The sequence below is a fragment of the Pseudomonas sp. GW821-FHT11G12 genome, assembly GCF_058808055.1.
The window spans coordinates 34,050-54,714 of sequence record NZ_JBXARH010000007.1 but is presented as its reverse complement, the minus strand read 5'-3'; the positions used below and the strand labels follow the sequence as shown (position 1 = coordinate 54,714).

Below are 20,665 nucleotides of genomic sequence, written 5' to 3'. Positions count from 1 at the left end.
GCAGGCTAACCGAGTAGTTCATCCTCGAACCTTGGCGGTGTTGGTGAGTCCAACCGGCACCTTTGCAAATGATGGCGTGATGATGCTGCGAGTTTTGATCTTGAGCCTTACCCTGTTTACTGGCTTTGTCCAGGCGACCGTCCTGCAACGCCCGGTGACTTTGGACACCGGCAGCGGCGAACTTTTCGGCTCGCTGTTACTGCCAAAGTCTGACAATCCGGTGCCGGTTGTCCTCATTCTTTCTGGCTCGGGTCCTACGGATCGTGACGGAAACAACCCGGACGGCGGGCGCAACGACAGCCTCAAGCGACTGGCCTGGGTGCTGGCCAAGCACAATATCGCCAGCGTGCGTTTCGACAAGCGCGGGGTGGCCGCAAGCCTCGCCGCGACGCCGGATGAGCGCAATCTGTCGGTGGATGCCTACGTCGCGGACGCCGTGGCCTGGGGCCAGAAGCTCAAGGCTGATCCGCGTTTCGGCCCGTTGATCCTGTTGGGTCACAGCGAGGGCGCACTGATTGCCAGCCTGGCCGCACCGAAAGTCGACGCCGCTGCGGTCATTTCGCTGTCCGGCACGGCTCGGCCAATCGATCAGGTGTTGCGCCGGCAACTGGCCCGCAGTCTTCCGCCGCCACTGATGCAGCGCAGCAACGAGTTGCTCGACAGCCTCAAGGCCGGCCACACCGACGACAATGTCCCGGCGCCCTTGCAGCCAATATTTCGCCCTAGCGTGCAGCCGTATCTGATTTCGTTGTTCCGTCAGGATCCGTCCGCAGCCTTCGCCCATCTGAAAATGCCGGCCTTGATCGTTCAGGGCAGCAACGACATTCAGGTTCAAGTCGATGACGCCAACCTGCTCAAGGCGGCAAAACCCGACGCGACGCTGGCATTGATCGAAGGCATGAACCACGTGATGCGCATCGTGCCCAACGACGTAAAGCGGCAAATGGCCTCTTACAAGGACCCGAATTTGCCGCTGGCGGCGGAATTGGGGACACGCATCCTCGAATTTATTGACGGACTTCGCACCCGTTAAGCTCTTTTTGCCCTCTAGTCCTGTAGAAAACGGCCGATAAGCCTTTGTCGCCAGCGTACTGGCTGGCGGCAAGCAGCTTGGACAGGATCTCGCCGTTATGACTGATACCCAGACTTCACCCGACACCACCGCTGAAAAAGACGCACCGCCAGCGGTCGAGCTGCCATGGGCGGATGTCCACGTCGAGCACCACAAGATGCTCCGCCTGGCGCCGTTGCAGACCGATCGCAACACCGGAGGGCGGCCGTTGCGCTTTGTCGAATTCGGTTACGCCGAGCGCAACAGCAAAGAACACAGCCTGATGCGCATGTCGATCAAACTGCCGGCGCAGCGTGTGCGCAAAGAGCAGAACCAGCTCGACGTGTGGGTCGACCACAAGACCAAACGCGTGCACTTCGGTCCGGACAGCGGTCTGCAGATCGAACCGCTGAACCGTGGCATCGGCCGCTTCATGGCCGCCCAGGGCATCAACTGGGCGAAAAAGCGCTGGCCCACCTACACCGTCGACGGCATGGACTTGAACAACAAGGACGCGCTGAACGAAGACACGCGCCTGCGCCGCGATCACTTTCTGCGCGTGCATGGCTTTGATGTGGTTTACGCCGACGCCCAGCATTTGAAGGGCAGCGTCAAGGAAGTGCAGGTCGGCGACTTGCTGGGCGACTGGAACAGCGAAAAGCTGCAGATCGTCGAGATTCTCGAGGCCGCGCAAATGTTGCAGCAGGCCGAGCAGAACCTGGCCGAGCAGGAAGTGAAGCTGAAAAAGCAGGAAGACAAGGTCAGCAAGTTCAAGCGTGAAGACGCGGGTTTGCGCTTCACCATTACGTGTCTGGTGGCGTTTGCGGTGTTCCAGGCCGGCTTGCTGATCTGGATTGCCACACACCGCTAAGCCAATGATCGTTCCCACCAAGGTGGGAACGATCGGTTCAGGTCAGACGCGGGAAGCGAACAGGGCCTGATGATCGCGGCACTGTTCGGCGGTCAGCATGAACACGCCATGCCCGCCGCGCTGGAATTCCAGCCAGGCGAAATCGACTTCCGGGTACAACGCTTCGACGTGTACCTGGCTGTTGCCCACCTCGACAATCAGCAAACCTTTCTCGGTCAGGTGATCCGCCGCTTCGGCGAGCATCCGGCGCACCAGGTTCAAACCGTCATCGCCGCAGGCCAGACCCAGTTCCGGCTCATGCTGGTATTCGTCCGGCATGTCGGCGAAATCTTCCGCGTCGACGTAGGGCGGGTTCGACACGATCAGGTCGAAACGTTGACCCGGCAAACCCTCAAAACCATCGCCCTGCACAGTGAACACACGCTCATCGACGCCATGACGCTCGATGTTCTGGTTCGCCACTTCCAGCGCTTCGAACGACAGGTCCGCCAGCACCACTTCGGCGTTCTGGAATTCGTAGGCGCACGCGATGCCGATGCAGCCGGAGCCGGTGCACAGGTCGAGAATCCGCGCCGGCTCGTCGCCGATCCACGGTGCAAAACGGTTTTCGATCAACTCACCAATCGGCGAACGCGGGATCAGCACGCGCTCATCGACGATGAACGACATGCCGCAGAACCACGCCTCGCCCAGCAGGTAAGCGGTCGGAATGCGTTCTTCGATGCGGCGCTTGAGCAGGCGTTGCAGGTTGACCAGTTCGTCGTCTTCCAGCGCGCAGTCCAGATAGCTGTCGGCGATTTCCCATGGCAGGTGCAAAGCGCCGAGCACAAGCTGCCGGGCTTCGTCCCAGGCATTGTCGGTGCCATGGCCGAAAAACAGATCCTCCCCATGGAAGCGGCTGACGGCCCAACGGATGTGGTCGCGCAGGGTACGAAGTCGGGAAGTGATCACGGGGCAGAACTCCAGAAAAAACGACTGGCGATTCTACCAGCCAAAACGCGCCACGACGACGCAGGAAAAATCCCGGGGCGACGGTAGGAGTGTTCCGAATTCTTTATCAGCTATTGAACAGAACGTGTAACTTGACGAGGCTGCAGGCCAGTAACGACGGTGCCTACGATGGTAGCGATTCACAGAACCGCTCAGCCAGAGGACAATGTCGCAAAAGCCCCACCCCAAGGAGCCCCAGAATGTCCGTTCCAAAAACGATGTTTCAACTCAGCGGTCGCGGTTACGCAGCGGCCACGTTGAGCCATGCCACCGTGGTCATCATCGATGCCCAGAAAGAGTACCTCAGCGGCCCGCTGGCCCTGAGCGGCATGGACGCGGCTGTCGCGAACATCAAACAACTGGTTGCCGCCGCCCGCGCAGCCGGCCGTCCGATCGTGCACGTACGCCACCTCGGCACCGTCGGCGGTCTGTTCGACCCGCAAGGCGAACGCGGCGAATTCATCCCCGGCCTGGAACCCCTGGGCGATGAAACCATTATCGGCAAACTGCTGCCGAGCGCTTTCCACGGCACCGAACTCTACGATCGTCTGCAAACCATCGGTTCGCTGGACCTGATCGTCTGCGGCTTCATGAGCCACTCCAGCGTCAGCACCACCGTGCGCGCAGCGAAGAACCTGGGTTTCCGTTGCACCCTGGTCGAAGACGCCTGCGCCACCCGTGACCTGCCGTTCAAGGGTCGCGTGCTCAGTGCCGAACAGGTTCAGGAGGCGGAAATGGCGATCATGGCCGACAACTTCGCCACCCTCGCGCTGACCCAGGATCTGATCTGATCGAGCGTAAATGAGCGGCTCAGCCCGCCGCTCATCTGCAAAGACCTCGCATTTGCTTCAATTACCCTAGCCTCAGGAACAACCCGGTCAACTCCCGGTCGAAGGGCCGATACCCATTGAGGAAGGTCGGAATGAAGTTATCCGATGGATTTGACGCACGCCGCTTGCGGCCCAAAGGCCAAAGCAACTGGCGTTTTCGTTTCGGCGCAGCGATCGCCGCCATTCTGGCGACGTTCGGCGTGCTGCTGGCTCTGGCCGGGGCCGCCAGCCTGCTGGGGCACCCACCGGCACTCGGCGACTTGAACGCAACTCCGATGGGCTCGGCGATCATTCTCGCTGTCGGCCTGTTGTTCCTGTATTTCGGCGTGGCCCTGTGGCGTCGTTGCCGGCGTCGCGCACGGCAATCGCGGGAACTGAACATGTCCCCGCACCTGATGAAAAAACACGACTGAATCGACGGCCTGGCTTTTTGCCGGGCCGTTTTGTGTCTGTTTGGGTAAACTGGCCGCCCTTCGCGGAGGCTGATATGCAAGACGACGATTTTTCCCTGTTCAAAAGTGCGATCCAAGGCGTCAAGCCGATCAAGCACGACCGCGCCGACACCGGCAAACCCAAGGCTGACCGTGCACAGATCGCCAAGCTGCGCCAGTCCGCGACCATCCGTACCGAAACCACCACTGTTGACGGTCTGTCCGATCAGTTCGTGATCGACGTCGGGCCCGAAGACGAGCTGATGTGGGCCCGCGACGGGGTGCAGGAAAGCCAGATGCGCAAGCTCAAGGTCGGGCAGATCCCGTTCGAAGGCAGCCTCGACCTGCACGGCATGAGCGTCGAAAAGGCCCGGGAAACCCTTTGGGCGTTTCTCGCCGAAGCGACCAAATTCGAAATCCGCTGCGTGCGCGTCACCCACGGCAAGGCTGTGCGGCTGGACGGCAAGCGGCCGATGATCAAGAGCCACGTCAACACCTGGCTGCGCCAGCATGCGCAAGTGCTCGGTTTCTGCTCGTGCCAGGCGAAACACGGCGGCGCCGGCGCGGTTTACGTGATGCTCAAACGCACCATGATGGAAGGCCGTGACGAATAATCCCGTCACACCGAACTTGCAGGGTCGTGTCCGCCACCGTACCCTTGCCCTTTGCGAAAATCCCCACAGGTAGTTTCATGTCCCTGGAACAGAATTACACCGCGATTCTCGGCCAACTGGGCGAGGACGTGTCCCGCGAGGGCCTGCTCGACACGCCAAAGCGTGCCGCCAAAGCCATGCAGTACCTCTGCCGCGGTTATGAACAGACGCTCGAAGAGGTCACCAACGGTGCCCTGTTCAGCTCCGACAACAGCGAAATGGTGCTGGTCAAGGACATCGAGCTCTACTCGTTGTGCGAACACCACCTGCTGCCGTTCATCGGCAAGGCCCACGTCGCGTATATCCCGAGCGGAAAAGTGCTGGGCCTGTCGAAGGTCGCGCGGATCGTCGACATGTACGCCCGCCGCCTGCAGATCCAGGAAAACCTCAGCCGCCAGATCGCCGATGCGGTCCAGCAGGTCACCGGCGCGCTGGGCGTGGCCGTGGTGATCGAGGCCAAGCACATGTGCATGATGATGCGCGGTGTGGAGAAGCAGAATTCGTCGATGATCACCTCGGTGATGCTCGGTGAGTTCCGCGAAAACGCGGCGACCCGCAGCGAGTTTCTCAGCCTGATCAAGTAATTCGTGACACAAAAAAACCGGCGTTGATCGCCGGTTTTTTTTCGCCCGTGAAAAATCGGGTAAGCTGCGCGCCTTCTTCAATGTCCCTGTGAGGCTTGTAACGTGTTCGTCAAAGCGCTTCGTGTCGGCCTCGGCCAACTGATCATCTTCGTTGATTTCCTGACCCGCCCGGGCAAGAAACAGCGCCCCGCCGCTGCCCAGGCTCAGGTGGATACCGCCGCGAAAGACCTGACCCTGTATCAGTTCCACGCCTGCCCGTTCTGCGTGAAGACCCGCCGCAGCCTGCGTCGCCTGAATGTGCCGGTGGCCCTGAAGGATGCGAAAAACAACGAGCAGGATCGCCAGACCCTGCTGGAACAGGGTGGCAAGATCAAGGTGCCGTGCCTGCGCATCGAAGAGAACGGTCAGACCACCTGGATGTATGAGTCCAACACGATCATCGAATATCTGAACAAGCGGTTCGCCGCAGTCTGAATAATAAAACCGGCCTGATGGCCGGTTTTTTTATGCCGCCTGTGCGGCCTGCGCGTGGCGCACCACCGCTGCCAGACGCTTGAGGCCTTCGTCCAGCCGGGCGGGGTCAATGTGGCTGAAGTTCAGGCGCAGATGACCGTGGTTGCGATCCGGGTCGGGGAAAAACGGCTCGCCCGGCATGAACGCCACATCGTTGGCCAGCGCGGTGTTCAGCAACGTACGTGTGTCCAGCGGCTGCTTCAGCGTCAGCCAGAAAAACAGCCCGCCCTGGGGTATATTCCAGTCAGCCAGATCGGCGAAGTGAGTTTCCAGCGCTGATTGAAAAGCATCGCGACGCTGACGGTAGAAGCCGCGCAATTCACTCAAGTGCTGTTGATATTTCTCGCTGCCGATCCACTGCAACGCCTGCCATTGGCCGATGCGGTTGGTGTGCAGATCCGCCGATTGTTTGAGTTTGAGCAGGTGCGGAAACAGATCGGGGCTGGCGATCAGGTAGCCGACGCGCAGACCCGGCAACAGGGTTTTCGACACAGTGCCGGTGTAGATCCAGTTGGATTTCTTCAAACGACCGGCAATCGGTTGGGCGCTGCCGCCGTCGAAGGTCAGTTCGCGGTAAGGCTCGTCTTCGATCAGGGTTACGCCGAATTCGTCGAGCAGTGCTGCGACGGCCTCGCGCTTGGTTTCGCTGTAGCGCACGGCGGACGGGTTCTGGAAGGTCGGAATCAAATAGATGAACGCTGGGCGATGCTGCTCCAGGCGCTGGCGCAGTTGTGCCAGATTTGGTCCATCGGCCTCCAGCGGCACGGTCAGGCAATCGGCGCCGAACAGCTGGAATATCTGCAAGGCCGCCAGATAGGTCGGCGCTTCGAGCAGGATTTCGGTGCCCTTGTCGATGTACAGCTTGGCCGCCAGGTCGAGGGTTTGCTGGGAACCGCTGACCACCAACACCTGACTCGCCTCACACGGCAACCCCAGCGCCCTCGCCTCTGCCGCCAGGGCTTCGCGCAACGCGGGCTCGCCTTCGCTCATGCCGTACTGGCCGAGAGACAGCGGCATGTCGGCCCATTCGACCTTCGGCAGCATGGCTTCAGCAGGCAAACCGCCCGCGAAGGACATGACTTCCGGGCGCTGAGCTGCGGCCAGGATTTCACGGATCAGAGAACTTTTGAGACGCGAGACACGTTCGGAAAAAGCCATGGAAGTCACCGCTAGCGAGGCATGAGAAAAATGAGTCAAACTTATTGACTGAAATTACGACAACCTCAGCGGAAACGTCAATATGATTGACCTTAAAAACTGCGCCAGCCAACAACAAGCCATGGAAGCGTTCTTCTTCGGTTACCAGGCGTTCACCGCCAAGGCTGACGAAATGCTTGAGCGTCGCGGCCTGTCCCGCGTGCATCAACGCATCGTGTTTTTCATCGCCCGCTACCCGAACCTGAGCGTCAAGGAGTTGCTCGCGCTGCTCGGTGTGAGCAAACAGGCACTGAACATGCCGTTGCGTCAGTTGCAGGAAATGCACCTGGTGGACAGCGTGGCGTCCGAAGAAGACAAACGGAAACGACTTCTGACGTTGACCGTCGAAGGCGCGAAATTTGAACAGGCATTGCGCCGCGAGCAGGTGAAATTGCTGGAGCGAGTGTTTGCCGAAGCGGGCGAAACGGCGGTCAACGGCTGGCTGGCGGTGAATCTGTCGTTGGGGAAAAACCGCGCCGCCGAGTGATATAGCCCGATCCTCAAAACTTTCGTCGACAAAACCAAAAACATTATTTGCTTTATTTGTATACAAAAGCATAATCCACAGCGTGCGAGTTCCTGACCGCATGGTCAACAAATTCGCGTATGCCTCAAAGGACCGCTGCCACCCCCTCATAGGGTCCGGTCCTGGAAATAACAATAAAACTCTTGAGGAGTACTCGCTGTGGAAAGCCGCAAATCCGAAGCATCGACGCTGGAACTCTCGCCGCCGTTACGCAATGGCCTGCTTGAGCGCCTCTTTAAACTCAGCTTGCATGGCACCACGGTGAAGACCGAGCTGATCGCCGGTCTGACAACCTTCATCACCATGGCCTACATCATTTTCGTCAACCCGAACATCATGGCCGATGCCGGGATCGATCACGGTGCGGCCTTCGTCGCCACCTGTATCGCCGCCGCGCTGGGCTGCCTGCTGATGGGTCTGTACGCCAACTGGCCGGTGGGCCTGGCGCCGGGCATGGGCCTCAACGCGTTCTTCACCTACACCGTGGTCGGCACCATGGGCTACAACTGGGAAACCGCGCTCGGTGCGGTGTTCGTCTCGGGTGTGCTGTTCATGATCCTGACCTTTTCGCGGATTCGCGAATGGCTGCTCAACAGCATTCCGGTCAGCCTGCGCTTTGCGATGGGTGCCGGTGTGGGTCTGTTTCTCGGGCTGATCGGCCTGAAGACCGCCGGCATTGTCGTCGACAGCCCGGCCACGCTGATCAAGCTTGGCTCGCTGCGTGAACCCGGCCCGCTGCTCGCCGCCATCTGCTTCCTGATGATCGCGATCCTCAGCTACCACAAAGTGTTCGGTGCAATCCTCATCAGCATCATCACCGTGACCCTGGCTGGCTGGGGCATCGGTCTGGTGCACTACGAGGGCATCATGTCCGCCCCACCAAGCCTGGCGCCGACCTTCATGGCCATGAACGTCGCCGGCGTGTTCAACGTCAGCATGATCAGCGTCGTGCTCGCCTTCCTTTTCGTGCACATGTTCGACACCGCCGGCACCCTGATGGGCGTTGCCCAGCGCGCCAATCTGGTAGGCGCTGACGGCCGCATCGAAAACCTCTCCCGCGCCATGAAAGCCGACTCCGCCTCCAGCGTATTCGGTGCAGTCGTCGGCGTTCCGCCGGTCACCAGCTATGTGGAAAGTGCCGCCGGTGTAGCGGCTGGTGGTCGGACTGGTCTTACCGCAGTCACCGTCGGTGTGCTATTTATAGCCGCGATGTTCTTTGCACCGCTGGCCGGCATGATTCCCGCCTACGCCACCGCCGGCGCGCTGATTTATGTAGCGATGCTGATGATGGGCGGCATGGCGCACATCGAATGGGACGAAGCGACCGACAGTATTCCGGCCATCGTCACCGCGATCATGATGCCGTTGACCTTCTCGGTCGCCGACGGTATCGCGCTGGGCTTCATTACCTATGTCGCGCTGAAGGCCGGCACCGGTAAATACAAAGAGATCTCCGTCAGCCTGTGGGTGCTCTGCGCGATCTTCATCGCCAAGTTCATCTTCTTGTAAGCGTCACGCGGTTCGAGCGTCAAAACAGCCTCACCCTTGCGGGTGGGGCTTTTGCACATTCTTGATAACGATAAAAAGGAGAAAGTGATGAGTCTGGAAACCTGGCTGCTGTTCAGCGGCGCTGCGCTTGTGGTGATCCTGATTCCGGGGCCGCTGTCATTGCTGATGATCAGCAACAGTCTGAATTACGGTTTGCGCCGTTCATACCCGGCATTTCTCGGTGGCGTATTCGCATCGATCTGCCTGCTCAGTGCCTCGGCGCTGGGGCTGGGTGCCCTGCTGCTGGCGTCCGAAAAACTGTTCAGCGCCCTGAAAATCATCGGCGCGATCTACCTGTTCTACCTCGCCTGGCAGAGCTGGCAGCAATCACGCCAGCCATCGACCGGCGCCGAGGTTCCGCAAGCGGCACCGGTTCCGAAATTCCGCGCATTGTTCAGCCGGGCCTTCGTGCTGGGCGCGAGCAATCCGAAAGACATTTTGTTCTTTGCCGCGTTTCTGCCGCAGTTCCTCAGTGCGCAACAACCGTTCCTCCCACAACTGCTGGTGATGATCGCCACCTGGACGGTGCTCGATCTGCTGTGCAAGTTGACCTACGGGCTCGGTGCCCATGGTGCGGCGCGCTACCTGCGCAGCGGCAAGGGTCAGAGCTGGTTCAACCGGATCAGCGCCGGTCTGTTTGGCGGCGCAGGTACCGCATCGCTGCTGAGCGGTCACTGAAATATCGCGTCCTGACTGCCCAGATTTGCAACTGACTGCCGCCCTCGAATCGCCATGCGAGGGTGGCAGACGCTTCGCTAAACCCCCTCGCCTCTTCTGATGAACGATTGCCCGATCGGGTCCATCTGTCTTCGCTATACATATGTACCACCCGTCAAAACCCCGGCTTGACGATCATTTCTGCGCATCGTGCGCCTCATCTGGCGCACGGAGGCGGTGCCCTCCAGATAATCGATTGCCTGACAGAGCCAAACAATCAATGAGCCCCAAACGCCCCACCCGACCGAAAACAGATACGCCGGATACCACGCCTGTCGTACGGGACACCCCGCCGGACACTCCAACACCACCGCGCCTGATGCCCGACACCTTGATCGATCCGACCTTGAGCCACCCGGCCTGGCAGTTGCCTGCGCCACCTGTGACCCGCCGGCAGATGATCGAAATCTACGACCTCCCTGCCGAGACGCACGTCCGGGACAGCACCGTACAAAGGCCGATCGGCAGTTATTTTCTCGCACCCGGGCTGGTCAACCGACTGCCGCCTCCCGACCTGCTGAACGGCATTCGTTCAGCGGGCCGCCATGCCTATGTCGATCTTGTCGAGGGCGGAACGGTGCAGATCGGACCGGATGCACAGAATGGAATGAGAGCCAGGCTTTCGAACGAGCTCCTCGCGTCCGGTCCGTTGCTGGAACGGGTTGAGGGGACGCTGGTGTGGCGTCCGGTCCTGACGGGAAATGCGCCGGACGCCGGCACCTCGCAATTGTTCATTTCACGCCACCGAGTGCCGGATGATGAACCGTCCGCCGTACCGTCAAAACGCCCACGCCTTGAGGAGACGCCGTGGAACGGTTGGAGCATCGACCCGCAACACGCCACCCCGGGCGACATCCGCGTCGACGGGATTCAGTACAAAGTCATTCCACGCGGCAACGCGAACGATCCGATCGTCTACATCAAGAACCCGAATCATCTGATCTACGACTTCGACCTGCTGGACCGCACACTCAGACTGGACCCGCAGCAACAGCCGCGAGGCGCCATTCAGGTTCCACCGGCCCAGCACTGGCAAATTGATCCGACGTTACCGTTCGAACGCCCATTGACGAATTACGTCAGCCAATACTTTCCGGAGTTATCGGCGACCTCACTGGAGAACATCGCCTTCCATCAGTTTGTACTGGCGAATGGCGCCAACATCGCCACCGGCTCGGGACTGACCCTGCTGCGACAAACCTTCAACGACTGGAAAACCGGAAATTCCCATCCACGCCCGCAACTGGCTGACCCACTGCTGATGCTGCCGATTCTGCCGACGTCGGGTGGTGGAGCGATCCGCGTCATCGAACTGCCGACACCGACACCGGGTGGCCCATTGCAGCGACTGGATTTCGATCCGGCGCTGTTTCGCCAGGAATGGCTGTATTCGACCAACACTCAATCGGCGGTGGATCTCAAACGTTTCATGGCGACGCTGCTGACCCGTAACGGCTACGCCGTGTTCGATCCCAGCCCGTCCAACTCTTTTCCGGCGCTGGTGTTCAAACGCACCGGGCATGACTACGTGTTTTTCATCAGCCTGCATCGCATCCGGGGTCGCAAGATCAACCAGACGCTGAATGTCGATCAGCACAGCGCCAGCCTGCGCCTGCACATTCAGGTGGGTGCAGCGGCGGCAGCGGCGGTTATTGCAGCACACGCCACCCACAAAGTCGTCTGGCTCAGGGGCGGCCCGCAGACGCTGGCGAACGCTGACGACACGGTGTTTATCGTGCGCGACGGACACGCGCGGCTGTGATCGCAGGTTGCTGAATGACCGACGAAAAAAAGCCCGCAGTGTGAGCGGGCGAAAGACCAAAGAAGCTATATGCGCAGTCGCTTCCCGGTAGGGGCAGCTGCTTGGGGGTCAGCTGCCCCGATAGGTGGAATAGCTGTAAGGCGAGATCAGCAACGGTACGTGGTAGTGATCCTGTTCGGCAGAGATGCCGAACCGCAGCACCACCACGTCCAGAAATGCCGGCTCCGGCAACTGGACGCCACGGGCGCGGTAGTAATCGCCGGCGTGGAACTGAACCTGATAGACACCGGTACGGTAGTCATCGCCTTGCAGCAGCGGCGCATCGACCCGGCCATCGCTGTTGGTAAGCGCACTGGCGACCAATTCCAGGTGCGAACCTTCAACACGGTACAGCTCGACCTTGATCGAGCTGCCCGGGCAACCGTGTGCAGCGTCCAAAACGTGTGTTGTCAAACGTCCCATTGATTCTGCGCGCCTGCCTGCGTGGAGCAGTCAGACTTCGCGCCTCCCGAAGTCAGTTGAAAAGGAGACCGCACCGTTTCGGAGCACGAAAAGCTGCGGCGAGCGATTGATTAAGACACTTTTCAAAAAAATTGTACACAATAAAAACGACATTTTTCCTCTTACCCCCGCCATCCTCCGATTTCCCGGTGATCTGCCCTTGCACCATGCATTCATTGAACCCCCAGTCCATTAGCTGACTGGTCAGGCAGGTTTCTTGCAGGCTCACGCCATTAGCAGTAAAAGATGACAGCCGGTGAAAAATGCGAAAATTCAGGCTTACAAATTGAGAATAAAGTTGTATACAATCAGCCCATCGCTGTGACGCCAGCCTGTGCAGGCCGTTACACAACCTGTCAACGAATAAGAAGGAAGACTGCAGTGAGCGCTGACTACCCACGCGACCTGATCGGTTACGGCAGTAACCCTCCTCACCCACACTGGCCGGGCAATGCCCGGATCGCCCTGTCCTTCGTACTCAATTACGAAGAAGGCGGCGAGCGCAACATTCTGCACGGCGACAAAGAATCGGAAGCCTTCCTCTCGGAAATGGTCGCGGCCCAGCCTCTGCAAGGCGCGCGCAACATGAGCATGGAATCGCTTTACGAGTATGGCAGCCGTGCCGGCGTCTGGCGGATCCTGAAACTGTTCAAGGAATTCGACATTCCGCTGACCATCTTCGCCGTGGCCATGGCCGCCCAGCGCCACCCGGACGTGATCCGCGCGATGGTCGAGGCCGGCCACGAGATCTGCAGCCACGGCTACCGCTGGATCGACTACCAGTACATGGACGAGGCGCAGGAACGCGAGCACATGCTCGAAGCGATCCGCATCCTTACCGAACTCACCGGCGAGCGCCCACTGGGCTGGTACACCGGTCGCACCGGCCCGAACACCCGTCGTCTGGTGATGGAAGAAGGCGGTTTCCTCTACGACTGCGACACCTACGACGACGACCTGCCCTACTGGGAACCGAACAACCCGACCGGCAAGCCGCACCTGGTGATCCCGTACACCCTGGACACCAACGACATGCGCTTCACCCAGGTCCAGGGTTTCAACAAGGGCGACGACTTCTTCGAATACCTCAAAGACGCGTTCGATGTGCTGTACGCCGAAGGCGCCGAAGCACCGAAGATGCTGTCGATCGGCCTGCACTGCCGTCTGGTGGGCCGTCCGGCGCGTCTGGCTTCGCTCAAGCGTTTTATCGAATACGCCAAAAGTCATGAACAGGTGTGGTTCAGCCGTCGCGTCGACATCGCGCGTCACTGGCACGAAACCCACCCGTACCAAGGGGCTGCCAAATGAGCACCTTTCAAACCCTGAAACCGTCGACCCTGAGCCGCGACGCCTTCGTCAACGCCTTCGCCGACATCTACGAACATTCGCCATGGGTGGCCGAGAAGGCCTTCGACCTGGGTCAGGACGCGTCGATCGACCAGATCGAAACCCTGCACCAGCGCATGAGCGACATCCTGTTGAGCGCCGATCACGCCAGTCAGCTGGCACTGATCAACGCTCACCCGGACCTGGCCGGCAAAGCTGCCGTCCAGGGCCAGTTGACCGAAGCCAGCACCAATGAACAGGCTGGCGCCGGTATTCACCAATGCACGGCCGAAGAGTTTTCTCGCTTCACCGAGCTGAACGACGCCTACAAGGCCAAGTTCAAGTTTCCCTTCATCATGGCGGTAAAAGGCAGCAACCGGCATCAGATCCTCGCGGCGTTCGAAACGCGCATTCACAACCCGGTCGACACCGAGTTCAAATGCGCGCTGGCGGAGATCAACAAGATCGCCCTGTTCCGTTTACTGACTCTTTAGCGAGCATGGCCCGAGCGTGTCAGACGCGGAGAACGCCCAGGGCCTCGCAAGCATCCCAAGCCACTTATTTAAAGGCAGACAAGAAGAATGAAAGCTTACGCCGTACCTTTCGAGAAGTTCGTCAACCTGGCCGATGCCCGTCTGGGCACCAAAATCATCTCGGTCACCGATGACTGGTTCGCAGACGCCAATCGTCTGTTTCAGCCGACCCCGGCCGTGTGGAAGGAGGGCGTGTTCGATGACAACGGCAAGTGGATGGACGGCTGGGAATCGCGCCGCAAGCGCTTCGAAGGCTACGACAGCGCGGTAATCCGCCTGGGCGTACCGGGTTCGATCAAAGGCGTGGACATCGACACTTCATTCTTCACCGGCAACTTCCCGCCATCGGCCTCTCTGGAAGCGTGCTTCCTGGCCTCGGGCGAGCCGGACGAAAACACCCAGTGGACTGAAGTGCTGTCGGCCGTCGAGCTGCAGGGCAACAGCCACCACTACCACGAAATCAGCAACGACAAGGCGTTCAGCCACCTGCGCTTCAACATCTACCCGGACGGCGGTGTTGCCCGTCTGCGCGTGTACGGCATTCCGTTTCGCGACTGGTCGGCTGTTGGCGACAACGAGCAAGTGGACCTGGCAGCAGCCCTCAACGGTGGCCGCGCCCTCGCCTGCTCCGACGAACACTTCGGCCGCATGAGCAACATCCTCAACCCGGGCCGTGGCATCAACATGGGCGACGGCTGGGAAACCGCGCGTCGTCGTACCCCGGGCAATGACTGGGTGATCGTCGCGCTGGGCCACCCGGGCGAGATCGAGAAAATCATCGTCGACACCCTGCACTTCAAGGGCAACTACCCGGACACCTGCTCGATCCAGGGCGCGTTCGTCAAGGGCGGCACCGACAGCCAGATCGAAACCCAGTCGCTGTTCTGGCGCGAACTGCTGCCGAGCCAGAAGCTGGAAATGCACGCCGAACACACCTTCGTCGAGCAGATCAAGGCACTGGGCCCGATCACCCACATCCGTCTGAACGTGTTCCCGGACGGTGGTGTGAGCCGCCTGCGCGTACTGGGCAAAGTCGCGAAGTAACACCCGATCGTTCCCACGTCGAGGCGTCGAACCGTCTGCGTGGGAATGCATACCGTGACGCTCCGCGTCACAGTGGACGCGGAGCGTCCATGGCAGCGTTCCCACGCAGAGCGTGGGAACGATCAATTTTCAAGAGATTAAGAAGAACAGCATGCGCACACTGACGATTGAACCGCTGACCAAAGAAGCCTTCGCCCCTTTCGGTGACGTGATCGAAACCGACGGCAGCGATCACTTCATGATCAACAACGGTTCGACCATGCGCTTCCACAAACTGGCGACGGTCGAAACCGCGACGCCTGAGGACAACGCGATCATCAGCATCTTCCGCGCCGACGCGCAGGACATGCCGCTGACCGTCAGCATGCTGGAACGCCATCCGCTGGGCAGCCAGGCTTTCATTCCGCTGCTCGGCAACCCCTTTCTGATCGTGGTCGCGCCACTTGGCGATGAACCTGTATCAGGCTTGGTCCGCGCCTTCGTCACCAACGGCAGGCAGGGCATCAATTACCATCGCGGCGTCTGGCACCATCCGGTGCTGACGATCGAAAAGCGGGATGACTTCCTGGTGGTTGATCGCAGTGGCACAGGCAATAACTGCGATGAGCATTTTTTCAAAGAGGATGAGCGTTTGATCCTCGCCCCCCACCAATAAGAGAAGGTCTGATCACTCGACAACAAGAGTGACAGGCGAGAGGTAAAGACTGTGGAAGCACATCTGTTGGAATGGCTGAACCTGAGCGTGCGCTGGGTTCACATGATCACTGGCGTGGCCTGGATCGGCGCGTCGTTCTACTTCGTCTGGCTGGAGAACAACCTCAACCGCGTCAACCCGAAAACCGGTCTTGCCGGTGATCTGTGGGCGATCCACGGCGGCGGTATCTATCACCTGGAAAAATACAAACTGGCCCCTCCGTCGATGCCGGAGAACCTGCACTGGTTCAAATGGGAAGCCTATTTCACCTGGATGTCGGGGATCGCGCTGCTGTGCGTGGTGTTCTACTCCAACCCCGTGCTCTACCTCGTGGCACCCGGCAGCGGCCTGACCGGCCCTGAAGGCGTGGCCATCGGCATCGGTTCGCTGATCGCCGGCTGGTTCATCTACGACTTCCTCTGCGATTCGCCCCTCGGCAAGAAACCTGCCCTGCTCGGCTTCATCCTGTTCGTGCTGATCATCGGCGCGGCGTATGGCTTCAGCAAGGTGTTCAGCGGTCGTGGTGCGTACCTGCACGTCGGCGCGATCATCGGCACCATCATGGTCGGCAACGTGTTCCGCATCATCATGCCGGCGCAACGCGCACTGGTGGCTGCGATCGCCGAGAACCGCACGCCGGATCCGGCCCTGCCGGCCAAAGGCCTGCTGCGTTCGCGTCACAACAACTACTTCACCCTGCCGGTGCTGTTCATCATGATCAGCAACCACTTCCCGAGCACTTACGGCAGCCAGTACAACTGGTTGATCCTGGCCGGGATCGCCGTGTTGGCGGTGTTGGTGCGTCACTACTTCAACACCCGTCACGACAGCCACAAGTTTGCCTGGACTCTGCCAGTGGCAGCGGTAGGCATGATCACCCTGGCTTACGTCACCGGCCCTGCGCCGATGCCGACCGCGCCGGAAGTGGCCAAGGCACCTGCGAAAATCGAGTACCAGCCGCTGCCGGAAACGGCCCTGGGTGGTGGCGCGAAACCGGCTGAAGCGGCACAACCGGCCGCACCTGCTGCACCGGCCGCTGCTCCGGCTCAGGCGTCCAACACCGGCCCTGCGTTCGACAAGGTGCACAACGTGATCCAGGAACGCTGCGCGGTCTGCCATTCGGCCAAACCGACCAGCCCGCTGTTCAGCGCGGCACCGGCCGGTGTGATGTTCGACACCCCCGAGCAGATCCGCCAGAACGCGGCGCGGATCCAGGCGCAAGCCATCACTACGCAGATCATGCCACTGGGCAACATCACGCAGATGACCCAGCAGGAACGTGACCTGATCGGTGCATGGATCGCGCAGGGAGCCCAGACCAACTAAGCAATAAAAGCATCGCGGGCAAGCCCGCTCACACAGGGATTCACACAATCCTGTGGGAGCTGGCTTGCCTGCGATTAGCCGCAACGCGGTTTACCTGATGCAAAAGGACAGCTGTGAGCAACCCGGCAGCTGTTCAATCACAAGAATAAAAAAGATCCGAGGTGTTGCATGTCCGAGCTGTCCAAAGCGCGCATCCCCGACGCACCCGCCATTCAGCGTTTGCCCCTTTTGCAACTGATCCTGGTCGGTTTGCAACATGTTCTGCTGATGTACGGCGGCGCCATCGCGGTACCGCTGATCATCGGACAGGCCGCTGGCCTGAGTCGTGAAGAAATCGCCTTCCTGATCAACGCTGACCTGCTGGTCGCCGGTATCGCCACCATCGTGCAATCCTTAGGGATCGGCCCGATGGGCATTCGCATGCCGGTGATGATGGGTGCCAGTTTCGCCGCTGTCGGCAGCATGGTCGCCATGGCCGGCATGCCCGGCATCGGTCTGCAGGGGATCTTCGGCGCTACCATCGCCGCCGGGTTCTTCGGCATGATCATCGCGCCGTTCATGTCCAAGGTCGTGCGCTTCTTCCCTCCTCTCGTGACCGGCACGGTCATCACCTCGATCGGTTTATCGTTGTTCCCCGTGGCCGTGAACTGGGCCGGTGGCGGTGCTGGCGCCGCTCAATTCGGTTCACCGATTTATCTGGCCATCGCTGCGCTGGTGCTGGCCACCATTCTGCTGATCCACCGCTTCATGCGCGGTTTCTGGGTCAACATTTCCGTGCTGATCGGCATGTGCCTGGGCTACGTGCTCTGCGGCGCCATCGGCATGGTCGATCTGAGCGGCATGGCCAACGCGCCATGGGTTCAATTCGTCACCCCGCTGCATTTCGGCATGCCGAAGTTCGAACTGGCACCGATCCTGTCGATGTGTCTGGTGGTGGTGATCATCTTCGTCGAGTCCACCGGGATGTTCCTCGCACTGGGCAAGATCACCGGCCAGGAAGTCTGCCCACGCATGCTGCGTCGCGGCTTGCTGTGTGATGCCGGCGCATCGTTCGTTGCCGGGTTCTTCAACACCTTCACCCACTCCTCCTTCGCGCAGAACATCGGCCTGGTGCAGATGACCGGTGTGCGCTGCCGCTCGGTGACCATCGTCGCTGGGGGCTTGCTGATCGTTCTGAGCCTGTTGCCGAAAGCGGCGTTCCTGGTGGCGTCGATTCCACCGGCAGTGCTGGGCGGCGCGGCGATTGCGATGTTCGGCATGGTGGCGGCTACCGGTATCAAGATCCTGCAAGAGGCCGACATCGGCGACCGGCGCAATCAGTTGCTGGTAGCGGTAAGCATCGGCATGGGCCTGATCCCGGTGGTGCGCCCGGAATTCTTCGCCCACTTGCCATTGTGGATGAGCCCGATCACCCACAGCGGCATCGCCATGGCCACCCTCAGCGCGCTGACGCTGAACCTGTTGTTCAACATCCTGGGCGGCGCCGAACGCGCGGCCATCAACGACTGTCACGCACACCCGCACTGATCCGAAGAGTAAAAGAGGGGCTCGCCAACGCCAGCCCCCTCGCGACAGCTTTGCCTCAAACAATAAAAACAAGAGGGAGCAACAGATGATCCGGACTCAAACCAACGTGTTGTTGAGCGGCGGCCTGCTGGCCGCATCACAAGCCATGGCCGGCGATTTATTGCTGTGGCAGACCAACAGCCTGAGCTATCTGTACGGCAAGAACTTCGCGATCAACCCGTCGATCCAGCAGACGGTGACGTTCGAGCACGCCGACAAGTGGAAGTACGGCGACAACTTCCTGTTTGTCGACAAGATCTTCTACAACGGCCAGGAAGACCGCAACAAAGGCCCGCACACCTTCTACGGCGAATTCACCCCGCGCTTCTCGTTCGGCAAGATCTTCGACCGCAAGCTCGAATTCGGCCCGATCAAGGACGTGCTGCTGGCGATGACCTACGAGTACGGCGAAGGCGAGAGCGAGGCCTATCTGATCGGCCCCGGCTTCGACCTGAAAGTGCCGGGCTTCAACTACGTCACCCTGAACATCTTCCGCCGCCAGACCGAAGGCCCGCGCCCGGGCGATGGTGTCTGGCAGATCACCCCGGGCTGGTCCTACAGCATTCCGGTGGGCAATTCCGATGTGCTGATCGATGGCTACCTCGACTGGGTCGTCGACAACGACGAAAACTCGCGCGGCACCTATCACGCCAACCTGCACATCAATCCGCAGATCAAATACGACCTGGGCAAAGCCCTCGGCTGGAGCCAGAAGCAGCTGTATGTCGGCACCGAATACAGCTACTGGAAGAACAAATACGGGGTCGAAAGCAGCCACAACCTCGACACCAATCAGAACACCGCCAGCCTGCTGGTGAAGGTGCACTTCTAAGATGACCCGCAACCGTGCCCCCTACCTGTCGTCGGTGCTCTGTTGCGGGGCACTTGAGACCTGGCCGTTGAGTCAGTATTCTCCGCGGCCTTCTGAATTCGGTCTAAAAAAAAGCCCGGATTTAATTCCTGACCAACGGGCCAACTTATCCCGGCCCCGGTCAGTACCGAGGCGTCCCGAAAACACGCTCAGTCGACTGTTTTTCAGCAGCCGACGGGCGTTTTTTTGCTTTTCGAAAAGCCTTGGCTCAGCTCTTGCTAACAGCATGAAAGCTGACCGGATGGATGATTTTTGCAGCAACGAAAAAAGGCGCCACACCAGAGCGCCGACTCAAAAAAATAAACGTGGAACACCTACTTTGGGAGCAACCGAATGAAACGTATGAGCACCAGCCTGATGCTTGCGGGAACCATGCTGGCCGGGGGTCAGGCCATGGCCGACGGTCTGCTGCAATGGCAGAACAACAGCCTGACCTACCTTTACGGCAAGGATTTCAAGGTCAACCCGGCCATCCAGCAGACGGTCACCTTCGAGCACGCCGATGCATGGAAGTATGGGGACAACTTCCTGTTCATCGACAAGATCTTCTACAACGGCAAGCCAGACGGCGGCGTCGGCAACAACACCTATTACGGCGAATTCAGCCCACGCCTGTCGCTCGGCAAGATCCTCGACCAGAAGATCGAATTCGGACCGATCAAAGACGTGCTGCTGGCGATGACTTACGAGTTCGGTGAAGGCGACGTCGAGTCTTACCTGATCGGTCCAGGCTTCGACCTGGCGATTCCGGGCTTCGATTACTTCCAGCTGAACTTCTACCAGCGTCACACCGAAGGCTCGCGTCCGGGTGACAACGTCTGGCAGATCACCCCAGTCTGGTCCTACACCATTCCGGTCGGCAATTCGAACGTGCTGATCGACGGCTACATGGACTGGGTGGTCGACAACGACGTCAACAGTAAAGGCGAATACCACGCCAACCTGCACTTCAACCCACAGGTCAAATACGACCTGGGCAAGGCGCTGAATTTCGGCGAGAAGCAGTTGTACGTCGGTGTTGAATACGACTACTGGAAAGACAAGTACGGGATCGATGACACCCGTGCCTTCACCACCAATCAGAACGTGACCAGCTTCCTGGTGAAGTTCCACTTCTGATAGTGCTGCGGA

Annotated in this window: 22 protein-coding genes; 19 read left to right on the top strand and 3 right to left on the bottom strand. The window is 59.9% G+C overall.

Annotated features, from left to right (window positions below; genetic code table 11):
* Window positions 1-79 precede the first annotated feature (79 nt).
* On the top strand, window positions 80-1,033 hold the full coding sequence (locus tag AC1RR7_RS20395) for an alpha/beta hydrolase (protein WP_096822948.1): 954 nt from the start codon (window positions 80-82) through the stop codon (window positions 1,031-1,033).
* A gap of 97 nt (window positions 1,034-1,130) precedes the next feature.
* Window positions 1,131-1,922 carry a hypothetical protein gene (locus AC1RR7_RS20390; RefSeq protein ID WP_096822947.1) on the top strand — a complete coding sequence of 264 codons (792 nt, stop codon included), beginning with the start codon at window positions 1,131-1,133 and terminating at the stop codon, window positions 1,920-1,922.
* Window positions 1,923-1,964: 42 nt separating this feature from the next.
* Here the strand turns inward: AC1RR7_RS20390 and prmB are convergent, their stop codons facing one another.
* Entirely contained in the window at window positions 1,965-2,873 is a 909-nt protein-coding gene (prmB, locus tag AC1RR7_RS20385; protein ID WP_096822946.1) for a 50S ribosomal protein L3 N(5)-glutamine methyltransferase, read from the bottom strand.
* Between the two features lie 239 nt (window positions 2,874-3,112).
* Between prmB and AC1RR7_RS20380 the strand changes: the two genes are divergently transcribed.
* From AC1RR7_RS20380 to AC1RR7_RS20360, 5 genes are all read left to right on the top strand, one after another.
* Window positions 3,113-3,703 (top strand): cysteine hydrolase family protein, encoded by a 591-nt coding sequence (locus tag AC1RR7_RS20380; protein WP_096822945.1) that lies wholly within the window; start codon window positions 3,113-3,115, stop codon window positions 3,701-3,703.
* A 131-nt stretch (window positions 3,704-3,834) separates the two neighbouring features.
* A complete protein-coding gene (locus tag AC1RR7_RS20375) occupies window positions 3,835-4,155 on the top strand; it encodes a hypothetical protein (protein WP_096822944.1) in 321 nt (106 codons plus the stop codon).
* A 74-nt stretch (window positions 4,156-4,229) separates the two neighbouring features.
* The gene (locus tag AC1RR7_RS20370; RefSeq protein WP_085732349.1) at window positions 4,230-4,787 is read left to right on the top strand and encodes a Smr/MutS family protein; all 558 of its coding nucleotides are present in this window, start codon (window positions 4,230-4,232) and stop codon (window positions 4,785-4,787) included.
* A gap of 77 nt (window positions 4,788-4,864) precedes the next feature.
* Window positions 4,865-5,410, top strand: coding sequence for a GTP cyclohydrolase I FolE (gene folE, locus AC1RR7_RS20365; RefSeq protein ID WP_003204506.1), 546 nt, complete (start codon window positions 4,865-4,867; stop codon window positions 5,408-5,410).
* Between the two features lie 102 nt (window positions 5,411-5,512).
* Window positions 5,513-5,884: a glutathione S-transferase N-terminal domain-containing protein gene (locus AC1RR7_RS20360; protein ID WP_096822943.1), complete on the top strand. Its 372-nt coding sequence runs from the start codon at window positions 5,513-5,515 to the stop codon at window positions 5,882-5,884.
* Between the two features lie 30 nt (window positions 5,885-5,914).
* Here the strand turns inward: AC1RR7_RS20360 and AC1RR7_RS20355 are convergent, their stop codons facing one another.
* Window positions 5,915-7,081, bottom strand: a complete 1,167-nt coding sequence (locus AC1RR7_RS20355; RefSeq protein WP_493158278.1) for an aminotransferase-like domain-containing protein — start codon at window positions 7,079-7,081, stop codon at window positions 5,915-5,917.
* Between the two features lie 82 nt (window positions 7,082-7,163).
* On the opposite strand from AC1RR7_RS20355, the gene AC1RR7_RS20350 reads away from it, so the two are divergent.
* From AC1RR7_RS20350 to AC1RR7_RS20335, 4 genes are all read left to right on the top strand, one after another.
* Window positions 7,164-7,607 (top strand): MarR family transcriptional regulator, encoded by a 444-nt coding sequence (locus AC1RR7_RS20350; protein ID WP_102622507.1) that lies wholly within the window; start codon window positions 7,164-7,166, stop codon window positions 7,605-7,607.
* A gap of 198 nt (window positions 7,608-7,805) precedes the next feature.
* A complete protein-coding gene (locus tag AC1RR7_RS20345; RefSeq protein WP_085710637.1) occupies window positions 7,806-9,155 on the top strand; it encodes an NCS2 family permease in 1,350 nt (449 codons plus the stop codon).
* A gap of 87 nt (window positions 9,156-9,242) precedes the next feature.
* The gene (locus AC1RR7_RS20340; RefSeq protein ID WP_493158277.1) at window positions 9,243-9,872 is read left to right on the top strand and encodes a LysE family translocator; all 630 of its coding nucleotides are present in this window, start codon (window positions 9,243-9,245) and stop codon (window positions 9,870-9,872) included.
* Between the two features lie 259 nt (window positions 9,873-10,131).
* Complete coding sequence (locus tag AC1RR7_RS20335) at window positions 10,132-11,673, top strand: hypothetical protein (RefSeq protein WP_493158276.1); 1,542 nt, start codon at window positions 10,132-10,134, stop codon at window positions 11,671-11,673.
* Window positions 11,674-11,781: 108 nt separating this feature from the next.
* Here the strand turns inward: AC1RR7_RS20335 and uraH are convergent, their stop codons facing one another.
* Entirely contained in the window at window positions 11,782-12,135 is a 354-nt protein-coding gene (gene uraH, locus AC1RR7_RS20330; RefSeq protein WP_011333195.1) for a hydroxyisourate hydrolase, read from the bottom strand.
* Window positions 12,136-12,555: 420 nt separating this feature from the next.
* On the opposite strand from uraH, the gene puuE reads away from it, so the two are divergent.
* From puuE to AC1RR7_RS20290, 8 genes are all read left to right on the top strand, one after another.
* Entirely contained in the window at window positions 12,556-13,482 is a 927-nt protein-coding gene (puuE, locus tag AC1RR7_RS20325) for an allantoinase PuuE (protein WP_007960032.1), read from the top strand.
* Window positions 13,479-13,994 (top strand): 2-oxo-4-hydroxy-4-carboxy-5-ureidoimidazoline decarboxylase, encoded by a 516-nt coding sequence (gene uraD / locus AC1RR7_RS20320; RefSeq protein ID WP_493158275.1) that lies wholly within the window; start codon window positions 13,479-13,481, stop codon window positions 13,992-13,994. Before puuE ends, uraD begins: the two co-directional genes overlap by 4 nt.
* 87 nt (window positions 13,995-14,081) lie before the next feature.
* Window positions 14,082-15,077, top strand: a complete 996-nt coding sequence (gene alc / locus AC1RR7_RS20315; protein ID WP_007960036.1) for an allantoicase — start codon at window positions 14,082-14,084, stop codon at window positions 15,075-15,077.
* Between the two features lie 151 nt (window positions 15,078-15,228).
* Window positions 15,229-15,732 (top strand): ureidoglycolate lyase, encoded by a 504-nt coding sequence (locus AC1RR7_RS20310; RefSeq protein ID WP_007960046.1) that lies wholly within the window; start codon window positions 15,229-15,231, stop codon window positions 15,730-15,732.
* A 51-nt stretch (window positions 15,733-15,783) separates the two neighbouring features.
* Window positions 15,784-17,097 (top strand): urate hydroxylase PuuD, encoded by a 1,314-nt coding sequence (locus AC1RR7_RS20305; RefSeq protein ID WP_096822936.1) that lies wholly within the window; start codon window positions 15,784-15,786, stop codon window positions 17,095-17,097.
* 168 nt (window positions 17,098-17,265) lie between these two features.
* Complete coding sequence (locus AC1RR7_RS20300) at window positions 17,266-18,624, top strand: nucleobase:cation symporter-2 family protein (RefSeq protein ID WP_085608811.1); 1,359 nt, start codon at window positions 17,266-17,268, stop codon at window positions 18,622-18,624.
* Window positions 18,625-18,709: 85 nt separating this feature from the next.
* A complete protein-coding gene (locus AC1RR7_RS20295) occupies window positions 18,710-19,495 on the top strand; it encodes an outer membrane protein OmpK (protein WP_096822935.1) in 786 nt (261 codons plus the stop codon).
* 372 nt (window positions 19,496-19,867) lie between these two features.
* Window positions 19,868-20,653 (top strand): outer membrane protein OmpK, encoded by a 786-nt coding sequence (locus AC1RR7_RS20290; RefSeq protein ID WP_096822934.1) that lies wholly within the window; start codon window positions 19,868-19,870, stop codon window positions 20,651-20,653.
* The last annotated feature ends 12 nt before the right edge of the window (window positions 20,654-20,665 follow it).